The following is an 18,371-nucleotide window of genomic DNA, read 5'->3' on the forward strand; positions in this document are numbered from 1 at the left end:
ATTTTTTCAAGTCGCATTTATGATTGCTTATATTAGCCTTTTACGGCTCCAAGCGCGATGCCTTTAACAAAATATCTTTGCAAAAAAGGATACACAAGCACAATCGGCAGTGTTGCCGTAACCACCGTAGCTCCACGAATCGATTCCTGGGATACATGAACCTGCGACAGCATATCGATATTGTTGCTTGCATCCGAAGCACTCAATAGCATCTCCCGTAAAAACACCTGAAGCGGCAGCAGCTTACTATTATTAATGTACATCAAAGCATCAAAATAGCTGTTCCAGTATTCTACCGCGCAGAATAGTCCTATCGTTGCGACCACAGGCATTGCGAGCGGAAGCATAATGGAGAACAAAATTCGCAGGTTGCCCGCTCCATCCATTTTCCCCGATTCCTCCAGGCTGTCAGGTATATTGAAAAAGAACAAACGGACGATAATCATATTAAATGGACTTACGAGGGTCGGAATAATTAATGACCACAAGGTGTCCAGCAGCCCCAGGCTTTTGATGACCAAATAAGTGGGAATGAGTCCCGCTCCAAACAGCATGGTGAACACATACAGCATCATGATCACCTTCTGCCCTCTTAACCTGCTGCGCGACAACGCGTAGCCTGTGAACACGGTCAGTGTGACATTAATCAAAGAGCCAACCACGGTAATAAATACCGAGTTCGAAAAGGAGCTTACAAACTTCTGGCTGCCGAGTACTACGCTATAAGCATCAAGCTGGAACCCAATCGGCCAAATAAACACGTCTCCCGCAAGTACATGGGCTTCGCCACTGAACGACTTGGCCACAATATTCAGCACCGGGATCAGGCAAGTGAGGATGATGCAGGTTAGCAGGATATAATTCAACAGTTCGAACATGACTTCGTTTCTGGTTTTCAAGCGCACGGTTAACCGCCTCCTTTCCTTACCATAAGCTGCGCTCGCCAAATTTTTTGCTTACTGCGTTGGCGGTTATAATGAGGATCATGGCGATCAACGACTGGAACAACCCAATGGCCGTTGTGAAGCTGTACTTCATCTCTCCAAGCCCGACACGGTACACAAAGGTTCCGATAACATCACCAACATTGTAGACAAGCGGACTGTAAAACATCAGCACTTGCTCCAGATCATTCGATAAAGCGTGGCCGATCCGCAGCATAATGATGAATACGATAACGCTGCGAATACCAGGCAGGGTTACATGCCAGATTTGCCGCAGCTTGCCTGCCCCATCCATCTTGGCTGCTTCATACTGCTGCGGGTCTATCGATACGATCGCTGACAAATAAATAATCGAGGACCAACCCGTCTCCTTCCAGGCTGCCGATACCACCAGCAAGCTGCGGAAAAACCGCTCGTCTGCGATAATTAATACATGCTGCATGCCGAACAAGGCGAATATTTCTCTTAATATTCCTGTCTCCGGTGAAAGCAGGTTGATGAATATCGCACTGATAATAACCCATGACAAGAAATGCGGTAAATACGTAATCGTCTGGGTAACCCGCTTGAAGGGCAAATGACGCACTTCATTAATCATCAGTGCAAGGATTATCGGCAGCGGGAATTGAAACACCAGCTTGTATAGATTGATCAGTAACGTATTGACCAGCACGGTGTAAAATTTGGGGTTAGCAAAAAGCTCTTCGAAATACGTGAATCCCGCCCAGGGGCTGCCCCATATGCCATCGAACAAATTGTAATCCTTGAACGCAATCACAACACCGAACATCGGTGTGTATTTGAAAAGCAGCAATACGATCAAGCCCGGCAGCAGCAGCAAGTACAGATCGTAATCCTGCCGCAAATCCTTCCACCACGTTCTGGGTCGGACCTTTGTTCCCTTCCTTGTTTCTTCCTGCTGCCTATTGGCGTTCACACCTTCCATATACGGTAACCCTCCTCTCTATCTTGCAGCTGTACATGCGTTGGTACCGCTTACATCAATTATCATACACAAAAAGAAAAGCCCCCGTAACGGGGCAAACCTACGAATAGGTGTCTTATCTTACGCTCTTTCCATTGGAAGTGCCTTTCTTTCCTTGCGCAAAATCAGCTTGACAGCCGTGCCCATACCGGGCTTGCTCCAGACCCTGACCCCGCAATCCGGACCATAGGTAAGCACTAATCTCTGATGAACATTGCGTAGGCCATACCCGGTAGTGGAAGAAGTAAATAGACGATCCCTTGCAGCCGCATCCATGCCTACCCCATCATCAATCACCATAAATTCGATGAAATCCCCGACAATAACCCCACGAATGACGATACTCCCCTTCTTGTCGACTTTTCTGTTCACACCATGTATGATGCCATTCTCAACTATAGGCTGCAGGATCAGCTTGATGATTTCCAAGCCCAATAGCTCGGCATCAATAGCAGGGTAATACCCTAACTGACCGTTAAACCGGACGTTCTGGATATCCATGTAGGCGGCCACATGCTCCAGCTCCTTATCCACTGTCAGCACATCATTCCCTTTATTCAGACTGATTCGGAAAAACTTGGACAGGCTTGTCACGATCTGAACGATATCCGGCTCCTTATTGCGAAAGGCCATCCACTTGACCGTATCTAAGGTATTGTATAGAAAGTGGCTGTTAATGCGGCTTTCCAGCACCTTCATTTCCTCCTGCTGCTTGCTGATCGTGATTTTGTAAACCTCCTCAATGAGGCTGTTAATTTCGGTTGACATCCGGTTAAATCGCCTTTGCAGCAGTGATATTTCATCATGGCCGGTGACCTCCACCATTTCTCCAAAGTTCCCTTGCTCAATGCCTTTCATTTTATCAGCCAAAATATGGATGGGACGCGTAATTCTGTCCGACAGCACGATCGATAATAAAATGGCAGCCACTACCAGAATTAAAGTCAAAATCGAAATAAAAAAACCGAGCAGTGTACTTTGATCCGTAATATTTATCGTAGGTATAAGTACTACCAGCCTCCAATCCAGCTGATCGACAGGATGGACCAGGTACAGATACGATTTGCCGTCGATTACGAGTTTCTCATAACCTTTGTAAGGAAGCGGGTGGCTCTGCAGCTTGTTCCTCAGCATGTCCCAGCTGATCGATAACTGATCCGACTTGTTGTTCGTATAGGTCGTAATCACCGTATCTTTATTGACCAGCAGCGCTTGGTAAGGAAGGGACAAGCTCATATCGCGCAGTACCTCGTTCAACGTATTCTCGTCAACATCAATCGCAACAGCACCCAGTACATTATTCACCTGTTCAAAATCCTTCATCAGCCGATTGAGCGACAGCACTGATTTGATGCCGTTCGACAAGTACGCCTGTTGACCCACAAAGCTCCATTTCATAAATCCCGGCTGGCTGAGCAGCTCCTCATTCAGCTTTTGTGCATCTACAGCATTAACAGGAAAAATATTACGGTTTTCTGTTGCATATAACGGATTGTCTGGAACGAACAGGCGGATTCGAAATATATTGCGGTTTTTTTCCAAATTCGTGATGATTTCTGTCAGGCTTTTATAATCCTCATACACTTCAGAAATGGAAAGCTCCTGTACAGCAGCCTTGCGAACAATTTTTTGCAGCTTTTCGTTCGTATAAATAAGCTCTGAAATATTTTCGACTTCTCTGAGCCGGTATGAAATATTGATCGTTGTTTGGCGAAGCGCCTCCAGATAGGCATGGCTCGTCTGTTCCTGTATGATGGAGGATGATTTTTTGTACGAAAAAAAACCAATGCTGAGCGTTGGAATCAGCACGATCAGAATGAAGGCGATCAACAGCTTATGCCTTAGTTTAATGCGGGCGTCAAGCAGCAGCAATCGGCGCAGAAGTGTAGGCCTGATCATTGCTCGCGGTACGCTCTCGGACTGTGTCCGACCTCTTTTTTGAACAGCTTCGTGAAATATTTGACATCCTTGTAGCCGACCTTCTCGGCAATTTCCTGAATGAGCAGATTGCCCTCCGAGAGCAGACGCTTGGCATGTGAAATACGGACGGCAGTGACATAATCGTTGAGCGTCGTTCCCACTTCCTTCTTGAACAGTGTGGCCAAATAATTGGGGGACAAGTGAACCTGGGCTGCAATATACGAAATCGTTAGTTCCTCCATATAGAACGATTGAATAAGCTCCATAATACTGCGTATGGTTCTACGTTGGTCCGGCTTGCTGTGAATCCATTCAGCCAAATGGTCAAGCAAATTGATCATAAATTCCTCCAGCTCTTCATCGGTGGTACAGCCTTTCATCGCTTCTATCCCTTCGGCCACAAAATCAGTGGAGCCTGATTCGGCGAATAGTGTGAAACGCTGCTTGATCTGCATCAACAGGATTCCGCAAAATGCCTGCAAATAAGGTACGGCATTCCGCTCGAACTTACGAAACCAATCAAAATATAATCGGACCGAATAGATCCGGTTCATTCGATCATTCTGCTCAAGCTCCACGATGATCGCCGTCTCCAATGCGGCCTTACGCTCCAGAAAATAGTCCTGCTCTGCCTGCAGTTGAGAGGGGAGCCCCTGATCCCTCAGTCTGCGCTCCCGTTCGGCATCGCAAGCCTTCCGAGCTTTGTGAATCACCTGCTCCAGCTCTGCCGTATCAAACGGCTTTAGCAAGTAGTCCGTCACCTGCAGCTGCAGTGCCGATTTGATATAGGACCAATTTTCATGCCCGCTGATCAAAATCACCTGCACCTGCTTGTCGCTAAGCTCCTCGCGCAGTCTGCTTACGAATTCAATACCGTCCATCCCGTACATCACCACATCGGTCAACACGATATCCGGAAGCATCGCTTTAGCGAGTTGGAGAGCAGCCGCCCCATCTGCCGCTTCCCCGATAATTTCAATGTCGAGCGAGTGCCAATCCAGACAATTCTTCAGCCCTTCGCGAATAATCGTTTCATCCTCTACAATCATCATCGTATACAACTGGAGTCACTCCCTTTTAAGCGCTTCCACTCTCTGCATCGTAAAAGATTTATCCCACTTCGTCAATTGCAGCCTCCCAGTTGGACCTCTCCCTTCCCTCCAGCTCATTCCATGAAGAGCGACTCATTTCAGGCTTGCAGCTTCGTATTATTAACAGCGTACACCGATCCGTATAGCTGGAACATACACTTCCTACGCATTGTACATATACTTTTTTTCGTCAGAATTGTTCATAAATGTCTGTAACAGCAAAAAACCTTCATCACTGGAAGCGGTGACGAAGGTCTTCAAAGGATAGCGATGATTCATCCAGCACTTTATTAACAGCATTAATAATTTCTTTCTTATCAAAAGGCTTCACGATATAATCCTTGGCACCCGAGCTGATCGCATCCACGATCAAGGCATTCTGTCCCATAGCGGAGCATATAATGATTTTGGCTAATGGATCGAGATTACGAATTTGTCGGACAGCCCCGATTCCATCCAATTCCGGCATCGTCACATCCATTGTGACCAGATCAGGCTTGTATTTCACATATGTATGAACGGCCTCCATACCGTTCGTAGCTTCAGCAACCACTTCATGCCCAGCCTCAACCAGCAGCATCTTTAGCATCATCCTCATAAAAACAGCGTCATCAACGACCATGACCTTTGCCATAAGCGCCTCCAATAATTATCTTTTAAATTCATAGCCTTAGTATAGCAAGTAAATATTAGGTAATTTTCAGGAAAGGATCTTTTATTTATGAATATTCAAAACACTTTATTAATGTTTAGGTGTAAACAAAAAACCTCCTATTGTCTTATGCAATAGGAGGTCAATCTTCAGGCAGCAGGCAGCCTAGTTAGCTTGCAGGAATACCCAGTACTTTATTGACGGAATCTATGACACGATCCTTCTGGAAAGGCTTGACGACAAAATCCTTCGCGCCAGCGGTGATTGCTTCAACAACCATAGCCTTTTGTCCCATCGCGGAGCACATAATGATTTTGGCTGCTGCATCGAGCTTGCGTATTTCCCTCACCGCCTCGACTCCATCCATCTCCGGCATCGTAATGTCCATCGTTATGATATCCGGTTTTATTTTCATATAAGCCTGCACGGCTTCCAGGCCATTGGCCGCTTCTCCCACAACCTCATGCCCACCCTCAACCAGCATTGTTTTCAGCATCATTCTCATAAAAGCCGCATCGTCTACTATCATCACTCTTGCCATGCTGTAACGCCCCATCTCCATATGTTCCTACTTGATAATGTTACTTTAGCAAATCGGAGTTAGGGGAGTTTTAGACACTTGTTGTACGCAGGTTAAATTTCATAACAATTTGTTAACAATTCGGAACTTGTCCATGATCCTTATCCTTATATGCAAAAAAGAACAGTCCGCCTGTACCGAAGCCTCATTCGGACTCACGATTGGCTGACTGCTCATCAATTGAAAGACGAGATGTCTGTTCATTTATTCGTCAGGCTTTTAAACTTTCTCACCTGCTCGGTAATCGCAATCTCTGTAGGCAGCCGTTCTACACTGGAGGCGCCGAAGAAGCCGGCAATTCCGTGTGTTTGACCTAGTACATAATCAACATCCTCCGGCTCGGAAATCGGTCCGCCGTGGCAGATGACGATAATGTCTGGATTTACACTTTTCCCGGCATCATAAATACGCTGCACCAGGTCGGCCGATTCATCTAGCGTCAAAGCCGTTTTGGCCCCGATACTTCCTTTGGTCGTCAGCCCCACATGAGCAACAAGTACATCTGCCCCAGCCTCAGCCATTTGAATGGCATCCTCTTCATTGAACACATAGGGAGTCGTAAACAGGTCGAGCTTATGTGCTTTGCGGATCATCTCCACTTCCAAATAATAGCCCATGCCGGTTTCCTCCAGATTTTGTCTGAAGACACCATCAATCAAGCCGACTGTTGGAAAATTCTGCACACCGGAGAAGCCCATATCCTTCAGCTGTTGGAGATATACGTCCATCAAACGAAACGGATCGGTACCACATACACCCGCCAACACGGGAGTATCCTTAACAATAGGAAGTACCTCACTCGCCATGTCCACAACGATCTGATTCGCATCACCGTATGGCATCAGGCCCGCAAGGGAGCCTCGCCCAGCCATCCGATAGCGACCTGAATTATAAATAATAATCATATCGACACCGCCCTCTTCAGCGCATTTCGCCGATAGCCCGGTTCCCGCTCCTGCTCCTACAATAAAATGCCCCTGCTCCAATTGCCCCCGCAGTCGGCTCATTATGTCTACTCTGGAAATTGCCATCTCTGCTTTACCCTTCCTTCTTCTGTGTTAAGAGCTCCACTAAATAGCCAGCAATCGACTCCGCTACCACTGCATCATTGATATGTGTCTCTAATTCAATCAATCGAATATCCGACCGCAAATGCTGCTTCATACCCTCGTACAAGGCTTGACGCTCTTCTGTTCCTGCAAAAGGCTTGTCATCCATATCAAGCAGTGAAACCCCCTGCTTCGGAAACACAACGATAGTCGGGCCGGTGGCGGCACTCAGCTTGAGAGCCAGTCTGCGCCCTAATTCCCGATTCTCATCAACCGTTGTACGCATCAGCGTGGTTGTCGGATTATGCTGATAAAAGGTGCGTTCCTTGAACTGTGTCGGAACCGTATCGGGAGCACCAAAGTTAACCATATCAAGTGCTCCTACCGAAACTACCTGTGGAATACCTGCCGCACCCGCTGCCTCCAGACGGTTCGGTCCGGCGCTGAATATGCCCCCTACCAACTCATCAGCAAGCTCGGTGGTCGTAATATCGGCAACACCCTTGATATAACCTGCCTTGATTAATTCCTCCATAGCCAAGCCGCCTGTACCGGTCGCATGAAAGACAAGCAGATCGTAGCCCTGCTCCTCCAAAATTTCACGAACGCGGGTAGCGCAAGGAGTCGTGACACCGAACATCGTTATGCCCAATGTTACTTTATCATCCTCGATTTCGTCCTCCATGTTCAGCACCATACCCGCCAAGGCATGGGCGGCATTACTCAATATACGTCTAGACAGACGATTCAAACCAGCAATATCGACAACCGAATACATCATCGTAATGTCCTTAACACCGACGTACGGCCGTGTATTTCCGGATGCTACCGTTGATACGAGCAGCTTCGGAATGCCTATCGGCAGTGCCTGCAGTGCAGAAGCGGCGACTGTCGTACCCGCTGTGCCCCCCATGCCGAACACACCACCAACTATCCCCTGCCGCTCCAATCCGATCATGATCTCGGCAGCGCCACGAGTCATCACTGCAATGGCTGTACCCCGATCATTCAGCTGTCTCAATTGCTCAATGCTGGAGCCCCCTGCCCTTGCCACTTCATCTGCCGTTATATCCGGGGGGAACAGGGGATCACCCAATACACCGGTATCGATGACAAACGCTGCTGCACCACAAGCCTCCAGCTGATCTCTGACAAACTGGAACTCTAAACCTTTCGTATCCAAAGCCCCGAGCACAACCACCTTTTTCATCGCATGCATCCGCTCCTTTAGCTCATAACCTGCAGGAAAGCTTCATGAATTGCCAGCAAATTGAGAGATTATAACAATCCGTTGTGCAAATACGTATAACAATCCTTCATGCCTTGAAGAATATCGCCGCCGCTTTCCTCATCAGCCGAAATCCATCCGGTATAGCCAATATCTCGAATACTGGCGAAGATCGGGCCAAAATCAATAGCCCCTTGACCCAGCACCCTCCACTCGCCCTGCTCATAATCCTTCATATGGAAGTTATCAATCACGCGACCAAAGCTGCGGATAACCTCCGCCACATCGTCAATACCGGACTTAACCAAATGGGCCGTATCAATCGTAAGCCCTACCGAGCCTTCCTTGATTTGGTTAAAGAAGATGTCAAAATCATCACGGTACATGACCGGATTATTATGATGATGATGCAGCGACAGCTTAACCCCTTGCTGCTGTGCTTCTATACCCAGATTCGATAACAGGTCTGCATACTTCCGAATGTCGGCAGCCGTCACATCAGCTCTTGGAATACCATGACAATAAACAATCAGCTCCGTGCCAATCGCTGAAGCAAATTGAATTGTGCTTTGCAGCTTCTCGATACTGCTCGCATCCAGATTACCGCCTGCAATCAGGGCCGAACCAACACCCGGCAAATGTCCGAAGGCTTCTTTAAATCGGTTTGGTTCATGCAGATAAGGTAAATATTGCACGGCCTTTAATTGAAGTCCGTCATAGCCAACAGCAACAAATTGTTGAAAAAGCTGTTCCTGCTCTTCAGCGGTTGCTGTCAGTCTTGAAAAAGCCAGCTTATTGCTCATCTCGATTGCTCCCTTGTCTTTATTTATTCGTGAAGCAGTTAACCGGGAGAAGTTGTTCATTCCCCCGGCTATGCTGCCTATCCTTTATTCGCCGATCGTCTGACGGTCCGGAGCTGAGTAAGCAATGATCATCCGGCAAGGCTCCCAGCTTGTGGTTGTTGCATTATGCGGCACATTGCGCGGTATCCGCAGCATCATGCCCGGCTCCAGATGGTAGATTTCGTCACCTAAAGTATGGTCGCATTCCCCTGACAAAATAAAGATGACTTCCTCGCAATTCGGGTGTACATGCCTTGGATTCGCCTGACCTGCATTAATATAGACCATTCCGAATGTCATTTCGCTGGCTGGATCAATATCCTGACCGCACAGCCATTGAATTTTACCCCAGTTTTCGTTTAAAATGCGTGTTGCTTCCTGCTTTCTCAAGTCAGTAATGGTAGCCATATACTCTCAGTCTCCTTTATATGTTTACTTAGCTGCTAATCGCTCTTTATATGCGGCATTCATTTCCTGAATAATTTTTTGGTAATTGGCATCTGCCTTTAGATCGGCAACCAATTTATCCCATGCGTCAATACCGACCTTGCCCATCGTAACCTGGGTTTTCATATCGTTGATTTTCTTGGTGTAATCGGCCCCTAGTTTATTGTTGGTTTCGGATACCAGCCCGATCACGGGTATCGGTGTGCTGATTTTGGCTTTGGCATCAATGATTTTTTTGTTCTTTTCAAAAATTTCCTTCGGCATGCCCGGGGCAAAAGCATACATATACGGATCATGCTTCATAAAGAGCTTGCCAAACGATCCGGTACCCAGGTTGTCTTTAACCGCTTGCTCGTTGGTAATATAGAAACCGTCTTCTTTCTTGTAATGCACACCTTCAATACCATATTGCGACAGGGTGCTGCCTTCCTCCGAAGCGCCGTAATCGAGCAGGGCCAGGATTTTGCGCATCTTGGCTTCCGGGACGCTCTTCGGAATTGCAGTGACGCCAATAAATCCGCTGTTTTGCTGCTGGAACGGTCCTGTCCCTGGGCCGGATAAGGAAACGATCGGCTCCCAATTTACCTTCGGATCACGCTTCCACTGATCATAGGTCCAGCGCCACATTGCTTCAATGGTTTCAGTCGTAACTCCCACTCTGCCGCTTGTCGCCAAATCAACCCAATCATCATTTTTCATCACCGAGTAGTCTGGTGGAATCAACTTTTCATCGAACAGCTTTTTCTTATACAGCAACGATTCACGCATTGCAGGCTCAAGTGTAATATCGATAAGCCCGCCATCCTTAACCTTCCATTTGTTTGCAGCACCTGTATAAATGAATTCGATTTGATCGTTGGTGCGCATCGTATAACCGTAGGTATCCTTCTTCCCATCGGGTTCCTTTTCCTTAAAAACCTTCATGACCTGATACAGCTCATCAAGTGTTGTCGGCATCTTTAACCCCAGCTTATCGAGCCAATCCTTGCGAATAAAAAATGTAGTTCCACCTTCAAGCGGACGGACAATGGGAACGACGTAGTTTTTACCGTTAATCTTCGAATTTTCCCACATGCTCTTGGGTGAATCCATCAGGTTTTTGTAATCCTTTAAATAGGGGGTAAGATCCCAGAAAGCACCCTGCTTCACCATCGTTAGAAACTGGGGAACGGTCGTATCCGGCAGTTTAATCGCATCCGGTAGGTCGCCCGAGGCCAGCAGTACATTTAATTTATCATTGAAAACCGTATCCGAAACCCAGGTAATATTGAGCTTGGTATTTGTCCTTTTTTCAAATTCCTTGGTGACCGGATTATCCGGTGATGGCGGCTGGGCAATGGAAAAGTTACTGAAAATATTCAGGGTGACCGGTGCTTCCTTCTTACCTTCCTCTCCCTTTGGTGCTGTCGCTGCCGGATTGCTGCCGGAGCAAGCTGCAGTTAAGACGGCAGCAACCGACAACATCGCGATCAGTGCATGTTTCCTTGAGCGTTTTTTCATAGCCGAACCCCCCCATTAAAATGAAACTGCGGTTAACCTTTAACCGAACCGAGCATAACTCCTTTGGCAAAATGCTTTTGCAGAAACGGATATACAGCCAAAATCGGGACTGTCGCAATGACCACTGCCGCCATCTTGATCGTTTGCTTCGGAAGCTGATTCTCTGACACCATCTCGGCTGCCGATGCCCCGCCTGTAGAGGTTTCAGAATCGATCAGCATCGTCCTGAGCAGAACCTGCAAGGGCACCTTCGTATAATCATTAATAAACAGAATAGCGTTAAAGAAGGTGTTCCAGTAGCCTACCGCATAGAACAAGCCAAACGCCGCCAAGGCCGGAGCCGACAACGGAAGCACAATACGAAAGAACGTGCCGATATCGTTGCAGCCATCGATCATAGCCGCATCCTCAAGCTCAACCGGGATGCTGTCAAAAAAGCTTTTCATCAGAATGGCATTCCATCCGCTGATCAGTACAGGAATAATAAGCGACCATACGCTGTTGATCATGCCCAAGTCACGAACGACGATATAATTGGGAATAATCCCCGGGTTGAACAAGATTGTGAGTAAAATCATCAGCATCAGGATGCGTCTGCCTCTGAGCCGCTTGCGGGATATGCCGAACGCCATGGCTGAGGTGAAGATCAGACTTAATCCGGTGCCGACCGTGGCCAGAAAGGTACTGACTAATGTTGCATTTTTAAACGTATCCGTATCTAACAAATATCGGTAAGAACCGAGCGACCAGCTCTGCGGGAACAAGACGAAGCCGCTTTTTTGAAGATATTCATAAGGATCGGTAAAGGAAATAATGAACACATAATATAAGGGAAAAACCGTAATGATTCCGATCACTACTAATGTAACCGCATTCACAATGTTGAATATACGTCCTCCGAAGCTTCCCTTCATTGTCCTGACCACCTTTGTCGCTTGTACTTAATAGACGCCATCCTCGCCAATTTTCTTGGCCAGCTTGTTGGCCACGATCACAAGAACAAGACCTACCAAGGATTTGAACAAGCCTACCGCTGTACTGTAGCTGAATTGTCCACTTTGGATACCATTCCGGTACACATACGTTTCAAAAACATCTGCATATTGGGCGACAGCACCATTACTCATCAGAAATACTTGCTCGAACCCGACATCCATAATGTGCCCAAGCCTCAGTATGAGCAGGACCAGAACAACACTTCGGATTCCGGGCAGCGTTACATGCCAAGCCTGCAGCCAGCGATTCGCCCCGTCTATTTTTGCGGCTTCGTATAATTGCGGGTCCACGGCAGTAATCGCCGCCAAAATGATAATCGTACCCCAACCGGTTTCCTTCCAGATGTTTTGCAGCACGAGCATTCCCCAGAAGGTGTCGGTATTCGTCAGAAAATCATACTTGGGCAGTCCAATTGAGCTCATCATCATATTGACAATGCCTGAAGACTGGGACAAAAGTAAAAACGAGATCCCCACGATAATGACCCATGACAGAAAATGTGGAAGGTAAACAATCGACTGAATGACACTTTTGAAAAATTTGTTATTTACTTCGTTCAGCAATAATGATAAGACAATAGGCAGTGGGAAGAAAAACACCAGGTTTAACAAACTGATGACCATCGTATTACGAAACAGCAGTATAAAATCAGGATTAGAAAAAAAACGAATAAAGTGCTCAAGCCCAACCCAATCGCTATTCCAAACGCCGGCGTATGGGGAGTATTCCTGAAAGGCAATCACGATTCCCCACATCGGAAAGTACTTGAATATTAAGAAAAAGATAACGCCGGGTAAAATTAACATATACAAATATTTATCACGTCGGATATCGGACAAAAGCGGCCGCCGCACCTTTCTTTTCACTCGGGTGATGGACGATTGCATCGCAGATGATTGTGTTTCCATATTCACTACCTTCCACTTCCATCAATATGGTCAAGATATCAGACAGGCTGCACGTTTACACCAGAATCCCTTGTTTTAATTGAACGATGCGCTGCTCATCGGCCGATACGTAGGCTGCATCCAAGATGGAAATCGTTTTGAGATTGTCCTTCGAGCTGTTAGGCGCTTCAACACCCGTTTCCAGTGAGGTCAGCAGATGATTCAGGCCCTCGTAGGTAGCGACTTCTCTGGAGAGATTATTTTCCCAGGTCTCAGCAGGCGTCTTCTCGCCTTTACGGTAAAGATCGGCACGGTTATAGCCGGTTACGATCGTTCCCGTCTCACCAATTACGATCATCTCGGTTCTGTTAAAGGTGGAGGAGAAGCTTTGGACATAAGTAGCCACGACGTTGTTCTCAAACACGACCTGAACGGTTGCATCAGTCTCACCTGCACATTCAATGGCGGAGGAGGAACGATTCTGGCATACGACCGATACGGCATCGCAGCCCAATACTTGCCGGAATCCGTCAAACCAATGGATACCCATGACAGACATCGCATTGCGTTCACATTCCTGACGCCAGCCTACGTCCTGTCTAAAGAAAATATTGGTGAACACTATGGAAGTGATTTGACCAATTACACCGTCCGCCACCTTGTTCTTGACGAGCTCAAACGGATAATGGCGTCTGAAGTTCTGATTGATCGAGATCGGTACGCCCTTCTGTCTCGCTTGCTCGGTAATCTCGGTCGCTTCCTCCAACGTATCGGAGAACGGCTTTTCAACAAATACAGGAAGACCAGCCTCAATCAACGGCAGTACAATTTGCTTCCGGATGGAGGTAGGTGTACACACGACTGCCACATCGATACCGCTATTTTGGATAAAATCGTGCAGATCGGTAAACCGTTGAGGCACTCCATATTTATCCGCTTTGGCATGCAAGGCTTCGGGATTCGGATCGCATAAAGCTACGATCTCAATTCGCTCGGGATGTTCCTTATACCCTACAAAATGCAATTCCGTGACACCGCCAGCACCCACAATACCTACTTTGTACTTTTTCATCGTCCCACTCCACCCCTTAAAATTATTGGTTGACCCAGCATACTGATTCGACAACGAGATGCACGACTAGATAACTTTCAACAAAGTTTATTGAAGATTAACCAAGTTGTATTTAATTCAACTATGTTGAACAAGATTTATTTTACACCATCATCACGAATAATGCAATCGCTTTCTTTCAAGAAAATGACAAATAGTTATCCGTCGCCTTGTCTATAAATTCTAGAAGTCCGGTGAATAAGTCTCGCTGCGCGGCCAAATATCCTTCCGATCGCTGTTGAAATCGTGAAAATGGATGAGATTAAGGGGTTTATTCACGATTTCAAAGGCGAACGCTTACGCTTCTCCATGATCATTTGGCCGCTTCGCTCGTTCTTCACCAGACTTCTAGAGATGGAAATCATCGATAACACGACAAAAAAGCCTGGGTTTGTACCTCAGGCTCTTGATTGGTTAAGTTGGATAAGCTTCTACGACGGTGCGTCAGGTAGTCCACTGTTCGCTTTGGACTGTGTGAATATGCCGATATACTTCACTTCATCTGTGATCGGGCACAGCATATGCTTCTCAACCGAATCGAAGTACAGACTGTCGCCAGGCTTTAACGTATACTCGACATTGCCAACCTTGTAGCGCATTTCGCCTTCCAGAATAAAAATAAATTCCTCGCCATTGTGGCTGTACACATTTTTAATGTCATGCTCGTCCTTACGTGAAACAAAAAGAAAAGGCTGCATCAGCTTTTCACCACGTTCAACAGCAAAGGCAAAAAAGGAGTAGCCCTTCTCTGTCTTCACAAGCTTCGATTCGCTCGTTTCCAATGTTGTATAAATCGTACCGGACTGCACTTGATCATCAAGTAAAAAAGAAACCTTGGTTCCCAAAGCATCGGCTATTTTGATTAAAGTGGCAATAGGAGGAACCGTTTTCCCGTTTTCAATCTTCGACAAGAGACTTTTGGAAAAGCCGCATATGTTGGCAATCTCGGTCAAATTGCGGTTCTGCTCTTTTCGGATTTTCATAATTTTGTTCCCAAGATCCATATGTTCATTCTCCTGTCCTCAAGGTAAACCATGTTTATCATAGCTAAACCTTGTGGAACAAGTCAAGTGTTACATGGCTACCCTTTAACCGATCCGAGCATGACACCCTTGGCAAAATGCTTCTGCAAAAACGGGTATACGATGAGAATCGGCACAATGGCGAGTACAATCGAGGCCATTCGTATCGTTTCCTGAGGAATAACCCGATCGTCTCCACCCCCGCCTGCTGCGCCTACCCCATTCGAATCGGAATCGATAACAAGTGATTTGACCAGCACCTGAAGTGTCCATTTCTTGGCATCCGTCAAATAGATCAACGCATTAAAATACGTATTCCAGTACGATACCGCAAAAAACAACGTAAAGGCAGCGATAGCCGGCATGGACAAAGGAATAACAATTCTCCAAAACACACCGATATCGGAGCATCCGTCAATATGGGCTGCATCCTCAAGCTCCGGAGGCAGCGATTCGAGAAAGCTTTTGATAACGATCAGGCTCCATGCATTGGTTAAACCGGACAGGATCAGCGACCAATAGGAATTCAAAAGCCCAAGCTCCTTGATCAGCAGGTAATTAGGCAAAATGCCGGCATTGAATACCAGTGTAAAAATAACCGCGCTGAGCATAAATCTCCGTCCAGGAACAACTTTCTTGGTCAGCACATAGGCAAACGTAAACGAAATGATGACACTGAGCACCGTTCCGATGCCCGTCACAAATACCGTGCTTTTTAAAGCGTTGATAAAGCTGTTGGTCGATAAAATATACTTGTACGCCGACAATGACCACTTTTCCGGTAATAAATAAAATTGCAGCGGCACATAGACCTCAGGGTCTGTGAAGGATACGCTGAACACATAAATAAACGGAAAGATGCAGGCTAGAGAAATCACGCTCAGCAGCGAGTAATTTATATAGTCAAAAAGCGTCAATTTTTTAGTCGCTACGAAACTCACGGGGTGTACCTCCTTTTTTGTGCGTGTTAAACAACCTCTAGTAGATGCCCTCTTGTCCCATTTTCTTGACAACATAGTTGGACAGCATGACGAGAACCAAGCCTACAACGCCCTTGAACATGCCTACGGTCACACCTACGCTGATTTTACCTCCGAGAATTCCGATCGTGTAAGCATACGTATCAAATACCTGGGAAACCGAAGTAACCAGCGGGTTGTTCATGAGTAGCAGCTGTTCAAAACCGACATCCGCCATATGGCCGAGCCGCAAAATCAATAAAATAATAATGGTCGGACGAATCGCCGGCAAGGTGACATGCCAGATTTGCTTGAAGCGTGACGCCCCATCTATAACTGCAGCCTCGTACTGCTGAGGATCAACGCCAGCCATCGCGGCCAAAAAGATAATCGTTCCCCAGCCGACCTCCTTCCACATGCTTTGCAGGGTAATCAGTCCCCAATAGTAGTTCGGGGTCGATAAAAAGGATACCGTCTCAAAACCCATACCGGATATCATTTTGTTGACAATCCCCACATCTGTGGAGAGCATGAAAAAGGTCATACTCGCTACAACGACCCAGGACAGAAAATGCGGCAAATATACGATCGATTGATTAATGCGCTTAAATACCTCATGTCGGACCTCATTAAGCATCAATGCGAGCAAAATAGGTACGGGGAACATAAATATAATTCCAAAAATATTAATCGCAAACGTATTTCGCAGCATGATATAAAAGGTTTGACTGGCAAACATTTCTGTAAAATTGGTCAAGCCGATCCATGAGCTGCCCCATAGCCCCTTATACGGGTTGTATTCCTTAAAGGCGATCAACAAGCCCCACAGGGGCGCGAATTTAAACAAGATAAAGTACAGGATTCCCGGCATTGCCAGTACATACATCCATTTTTGCTGTACCATCGTTGACCACAAACTACGCCGTGATTGTTGTTTGGTTTGCTTCTTGATAACAGCCGTTTGCATAAAGTCACCTCATTATTTTAAAAGCCTCTGAATGATGCCACTGAAGAAGATATTTTCGTGTTATAGCTGATACTCATATCGCCTTATTCACTGATCTGATATTCCGCATTAGCGAGCCACTCCGGTCGAATCGTCACACCCCAGCCTGCTCCTTCGGGAACCTGCACTTTGCCGTCACGTACTTCCAAGGGCTCCATAAAAAGGTTGTTCGTCCAAACGTCCTGCTCGATCGTATATTCCATATGTGTCCCCGCATTCGGAATGGCCGCGACCATGTGAAGGGTAAATATCGTAAGCATCGACAGGTTGGCAGCATGTGGCGTGCAGGTCATCCCCACGGCCTCGGCCATTTTGGCTACCTCCAGCGCACGGCTGAAGCCGCCCACATAGCATATATCCGGCTGGACGATATCAACAGCACGCATGTTGATCATGCGCCTGAACTGTGCCAGATCGGTATCCTGCTCACCACCAGTAACGGGAATATCGAGAGCGTCTGCCACCTGCTTGGTCCATTCCAGCTCCGTGTACGGACAAGGCTCTTCAAAATGACAGACGCCATATTGCGCCAGCATACGTCCGGTTTCAATCGCTTTGCGCGGCGTTAAACCGCTGTTGGCATCAACATACAATGGCGTGTTATCGCCAATGGCTTTTCTAACCGCCTTCACCACCTGCTCCGAACGGCCCGGATAAACATCCACGTCGTTACCGAAATTGCTGGCGATGCGGATTTTAAAAGCACCGTACCCATACGTATCCTGAAGGCGCTTGATCCGCTCGGCCTCGACTTCCGGGGAAATGTCGCGTTTCATGCTGGAGCCGTAAACCTCCACTTGACGCGGTTTTCCGCCCACCAGCTCACATACGCTTTTCCCTAATCGTTTCCCCTTCAAATCCCATAATGCCGTATCCAGCCCGCCGACCGCCCTGCATATATAAGAGCCAGGAAATTTGTGCTCTTCCCTGATGCAGGCCGCAGACAAAGCCTCGATGGCATCACAGTCGGCTCCAAGCGCATGAGGGGCAATTTGCTGATGCAGCACGAGCGCAGATATATTGGCATGGTAGGGGGCAATTTGTCCATATCCCTGCAAGCCATCCTCGGATGTGACACGAACAAAGGATAAATTTCGGGTCGTAAAGGTTTCTATACTTGTAATCTTCATCACTTGGCCTCCATCTTGATTT

The 18,371-nt window shown here is 47.0% G+C and carries 18 protein-coding genes; all 18 read right to left on the bottom strand.

Going from position 1 to position 18,371, the window contains the following annotated elements; all coding sequences use genetic code 11:
* Positions 1-32: 32 nt before the first annotated feature.
* The gene (locus LRL21_RS38440; RefSeq protein ID WP_240421097.1) at positions 33-905 is read right to left on the bottom strand and encodes a carbohydrate ABC transporter permease; all 873 of its coding nucleotides are present in this window, start codon (positions 903-905) and stop codon (positions 33-35) included.
* Positions 906-924: 19 nt separating this feature from the next.
* Positions 925-1,890, bottom strand: coding sequence for an ABC transporter permease (locus LRL21_RS38445; protein ID WP_240421098.1), 966 nt, complete (start codon positions 1,888-1,890; stop codon positions 925-927).
* 120 nt (positions 1,891-2,010) lie between these two features.
* The gene (locus LRL21_RS38450; protein ID WP_240421099.1) at positions 2,011-3,828 is read right to left on the bottom strand and encodes a cache domain-containing sensor histidine kinase; all 1,818 of its coding nucleotides are present in this window, start codon (positions 3,826-3,828) and stop codon (positions 2,011-2,013) included.
* Positions 3,825-4,901 carry a response regulator transcription factor gene (locus LRL21_RS38455; protein WP_240421100.1) on the bottom strand — a complete coding sequence of 359 codons (1,077 nt, stop codon included), beginning with the start codon at positions 4,899-4,901 and terminating at the stop codon, positions 3,825-3,827. Before LRL21_RS38455 ends, LRL21_RS38450 begins: the two co-directional genes overlap by 4 nt.
* Positions 4,902-5,172: 271 nt before the next feature.
* Positions 5,173-5,574 (bottom strand): response regulator, encoded by a 402-nt coding sequence (locus LRL21_RS38460; RefSeq protein WP_240421101.1) that lies wholly within the window; start codon positions 5,572-5,574, stop codon positions 5,173-5,175.
* A 187-nt stretch (positions 5,575-5,761) separates the two neighbouring features.
* Positions 5,762-6,133, bottom strand: a complete 372-nt coding sequence (locus LRL21_RS38465) for a response regulator (protein WP_240421102.1) — start codon at positions 6,131-6,133, stop codon at positions 5,762-5,764.
* 239 nt (positions 6,134-6,372) lie between these two features.
* Entirely contained in the window at positions 6,373-7,179 is an 807-nt protein-coding gene (locus LRL21_RS38470; RefSeq protein ID WP_420832544.1) for a phosphoenolpyruvate hydrolase family protein, read from the bottom strand.
* A 31-nt stretch (positions 7,180-7,210) separates the two neighbouring features.
* Complete coding sequence (locus LRL21_RS38475) at positions 7,211-8,431, bottom strand: Tm-1-like ATP-binding domain-containing protein (RefSeq protein WP_240421104.1); 1,221 nt, start codon at positions 8,429-8,431, stop codon at positions 7,211-7,213.
* A 68-nt stretch (positions 8,432-8,499) separates the two neighbouring features.
* Positions 8,500-9,252, bottom strand: a complete 753-nt coding sequence (locus LRL21_RS38480) for a sugar phosphate isomerase/epimerase family protein (RefSeq protein WP_240421105.1) — start codon at positions 9,250-9,252, stop codon at positions 8,500-8,502.
* Between the two features lie 84 nt (positions 9,253-9,336).
* Complete coding sequence (locus tag LRL21_RS38485; RefSeq protein ID WP_240421106.1) at positions 9,337-9,699, bottom strand: cupin domain-containing protein; 363 nt, start codon at positions 9,697-9,699, stop codon at positions 9,337-9,339.
* A 24-nt stretch (positions 9,700-9,723) separates the two neighbouring features.
* Positions 9,724-11,238: an extracellular solute-binding protein gene (locus LRL21_RS38490; RefSeq protein WP_240421107.1), complete on the bottom strand. Its 1,515-nt coding sequence runs from the start codon at positions 11,236-11,238 to the stop codon at positions 9,724-9,726.
* Between the two features lie 32 nt (positions 11,239-11,270).
* Positions 11,271-12,152 (bottom strand): carbohydrate ABC transporter permease, encoded by an 882-nt coding sequence (locus tag LRL21_RS38495; RefSeq protein WP_240421108.1) that lies wholly within the window; start codon positions 12,150-12,152, stop codon positions 11,271-11,273.
* A 27-nt stretch (positions 12,153-12,179) separates the two neighbouring features.
* Positions 12,180-13,142 (bottom strand): ABC transporter permease, encoded by a 963-nt coding sequence (locus LRL21_RS38500; protein ID WP_420832545.1) that lies wholly within the window; start codon positions 13,140-13,142, stop codon positions 12,180-12,182.
* 55 nt (positions 13,143-13,197) lie between these two features.
* A complete protein-coding gene (locus LRL21_RS38505) occupies positions 13,198-14,193 on the bottom strand; it encodes a Gfo/Idh/MocA family protein (protein WP_240421109.1) in 996 nt (331 codons plus the stop codon).
* A 470-nt stretch (positions 14,194-14,663) separates the two neighbouring features.
* Positions 14,664-15,236 (bottom strand): helix-turn-helix domain-containing protein, encoded by a 573-nt coding sequence (locus LRL21_RS38510; RefSeq protein WP_240421110.1) that lies wholly within the window; start codon positions 15,234-15,236, stop codon positions 14,664-14,666.
* Positions 15,237-15,313: 77 nt separating this feature from the next.
* Positions 15,314-16,195 carry a carbohydrate ABC transporter permease gene (locus tag LRL21_RS38515; RefSeq protein WP_240421111.1) on the bottom strand — a complete coding sequence of 294 codons (882 nt, stop codon included), beginning with the start codon at positions 16,193-16,195 and terminating at the stop codon, positions 15,314-15,316.
* A gap of 37 nt (positions 16,196-16,232) precedes the next feature.
* Positions 16,233-17,180 (bottom strand): ABC transporter permease, encoded by a 948-nt coding sequence (locus LRL21_RS38520; RefSeq protein ID WP_240421112.1) that lies wholly within the window; start codon positions 17,178-17,180, stop codon positions 16,233-16,235.
* A gap of 83 nt (positions 17,181-17,263) precedes the next feature.
* Positions 17,264-18,349, bottom strand: a complete 1,086-nt coding sequence (locus LRL21_RS38525; protein WP_240421113.1) for a mandelate racemase/muconate lactonizing enzyme family protein — start codon at positions 18,347-18,349, stop codon at positions 17,264-17,266.
* Positions 18,350-18,371 lie beyond the last annotated feature (22 nt).

The organism is Paenibacillus periandrae (assembly GCF_022458865.1).
In the GTDB taxonomy this organism is placed as follows: Bacteria; Bacillota; Bacilli; order Paenibacillales; family NBRC-103111; genus Paenibacillus_S; species Paenibacillus_S periandrae.

Bases quoted from the DNA above. Each gene is read 5' to 3' on its own strand.
- LRL21_RS38445 (WP_240421098.1), bottom strand. From the start codon at position 1,890: ATGGAAGGTGTGAACGCCAATAGGCAGCAGGAAGAAACAAGGAAGGGA.
- LRL21_RS38450 (WP_240421099.1), bottom strand. From the start codon at position 3,828: ATGATCAGGCCTACACTTCTGCGCCGATTGCTGCTGCTTGACGCCCGC.
- LRL21_RS38455 (WP_240421100.1), bottom strand. From the start codon at position 4,901: ATGATGATTGTAGAGGATGAAACGATTATTCGCGAAGGGCTGAAGAAT.
- LRL21_RS38460 (WP_240421101.1), bottom strand. From the start codon at position 5,574: ATGGCAAAGGTCATGGTCGTTGATGACGCTGTTTTTATGAGGATGATG.
- LRL21_RS38465 (WP_240421102.1), bottom strand. From the start codon at position 6,133: ATGGCAAGAGTGATGATAGTAGACGATGCGGCTTTTATGAGAATGATG.
- LRL21_RS38470 (WP_420832544.1), bottom strand. From the start codon at position 7,179: ATGAGCCGACTGCGGGGGCAATTGGAGCAGGGGCATTTTATTGTAGGA.
- LRL21_RS38475 (WP_240421104.1), bottom strand. From the start codon at position 8,431: ATGAAAAAGGTGGTTGTGCTCGGGGCTTTGGATACGAAAGGTTTAGAG.
- LRL21_RS38480 (WP_240421105.1), bottom strand. From the start codon at position 9,252: ATGAGCAATAAGCTGGCTTTTTCAAGACTGACAGCAACCGCTGAAGAG.
- LRL21_RS38485 (WP_240421106.1), bottom strand. From the start codon at position 9,699: ATGGCTACCATTACTGACTTGAGAAAGCAGGAAGCAACACGCATTTTA.
- LRL21_RS38490 (WP_240421107.1), bottom strand. From the start codon at position 11,238: ATGAAAAAACGCTCAAGGAAACATGCACTGATCGCGATGTTGTCGGTT.
- LRL21_RS38495 (WP_240421108.1), bottom strand. From the start codon at position 12,152: ATGAAGGGAAGCTTCGGAGGACGTATATTCAACATTGTGAATGCGGTT.
- LRL21_RS38500 (WP_420832545.1), bottom strand. From the start codon at position 13,142: ATGGAAACACAATCATCTGCGATGCAATCGTCCATCACCCGAGTGAAA.
- LRL21_RS38505 (WP_240421109.1), bottom strand. From the start codon at position 14,193: ATGAAAAAGTACAAAGTAGGTATTGTGGGTGCTGGCGGTGTCACGGAA.
- LRL21_RS38510 (WP_240421110.1), bottom strand. From the start codon at position 15,236: ATGGATCTTGGGAACAAAATTATGAAAATCCGAAAAGAGCAGAACCGC.
- LRL21_RS38520 (WP_240421112.1), bottom strand. From the start codon at position 17,180: ATGCAAACGGCTGTTATCAAGAAGCAAACCAAACAACAATCACGGCGT.
- LRL21_RS38525 (WP_240421113.1), bottom strand. From the start codon at position 18,349: ATGAAGATTACAAGTATAGAAACCTTTACGACCCGAAATTTATCCTTT.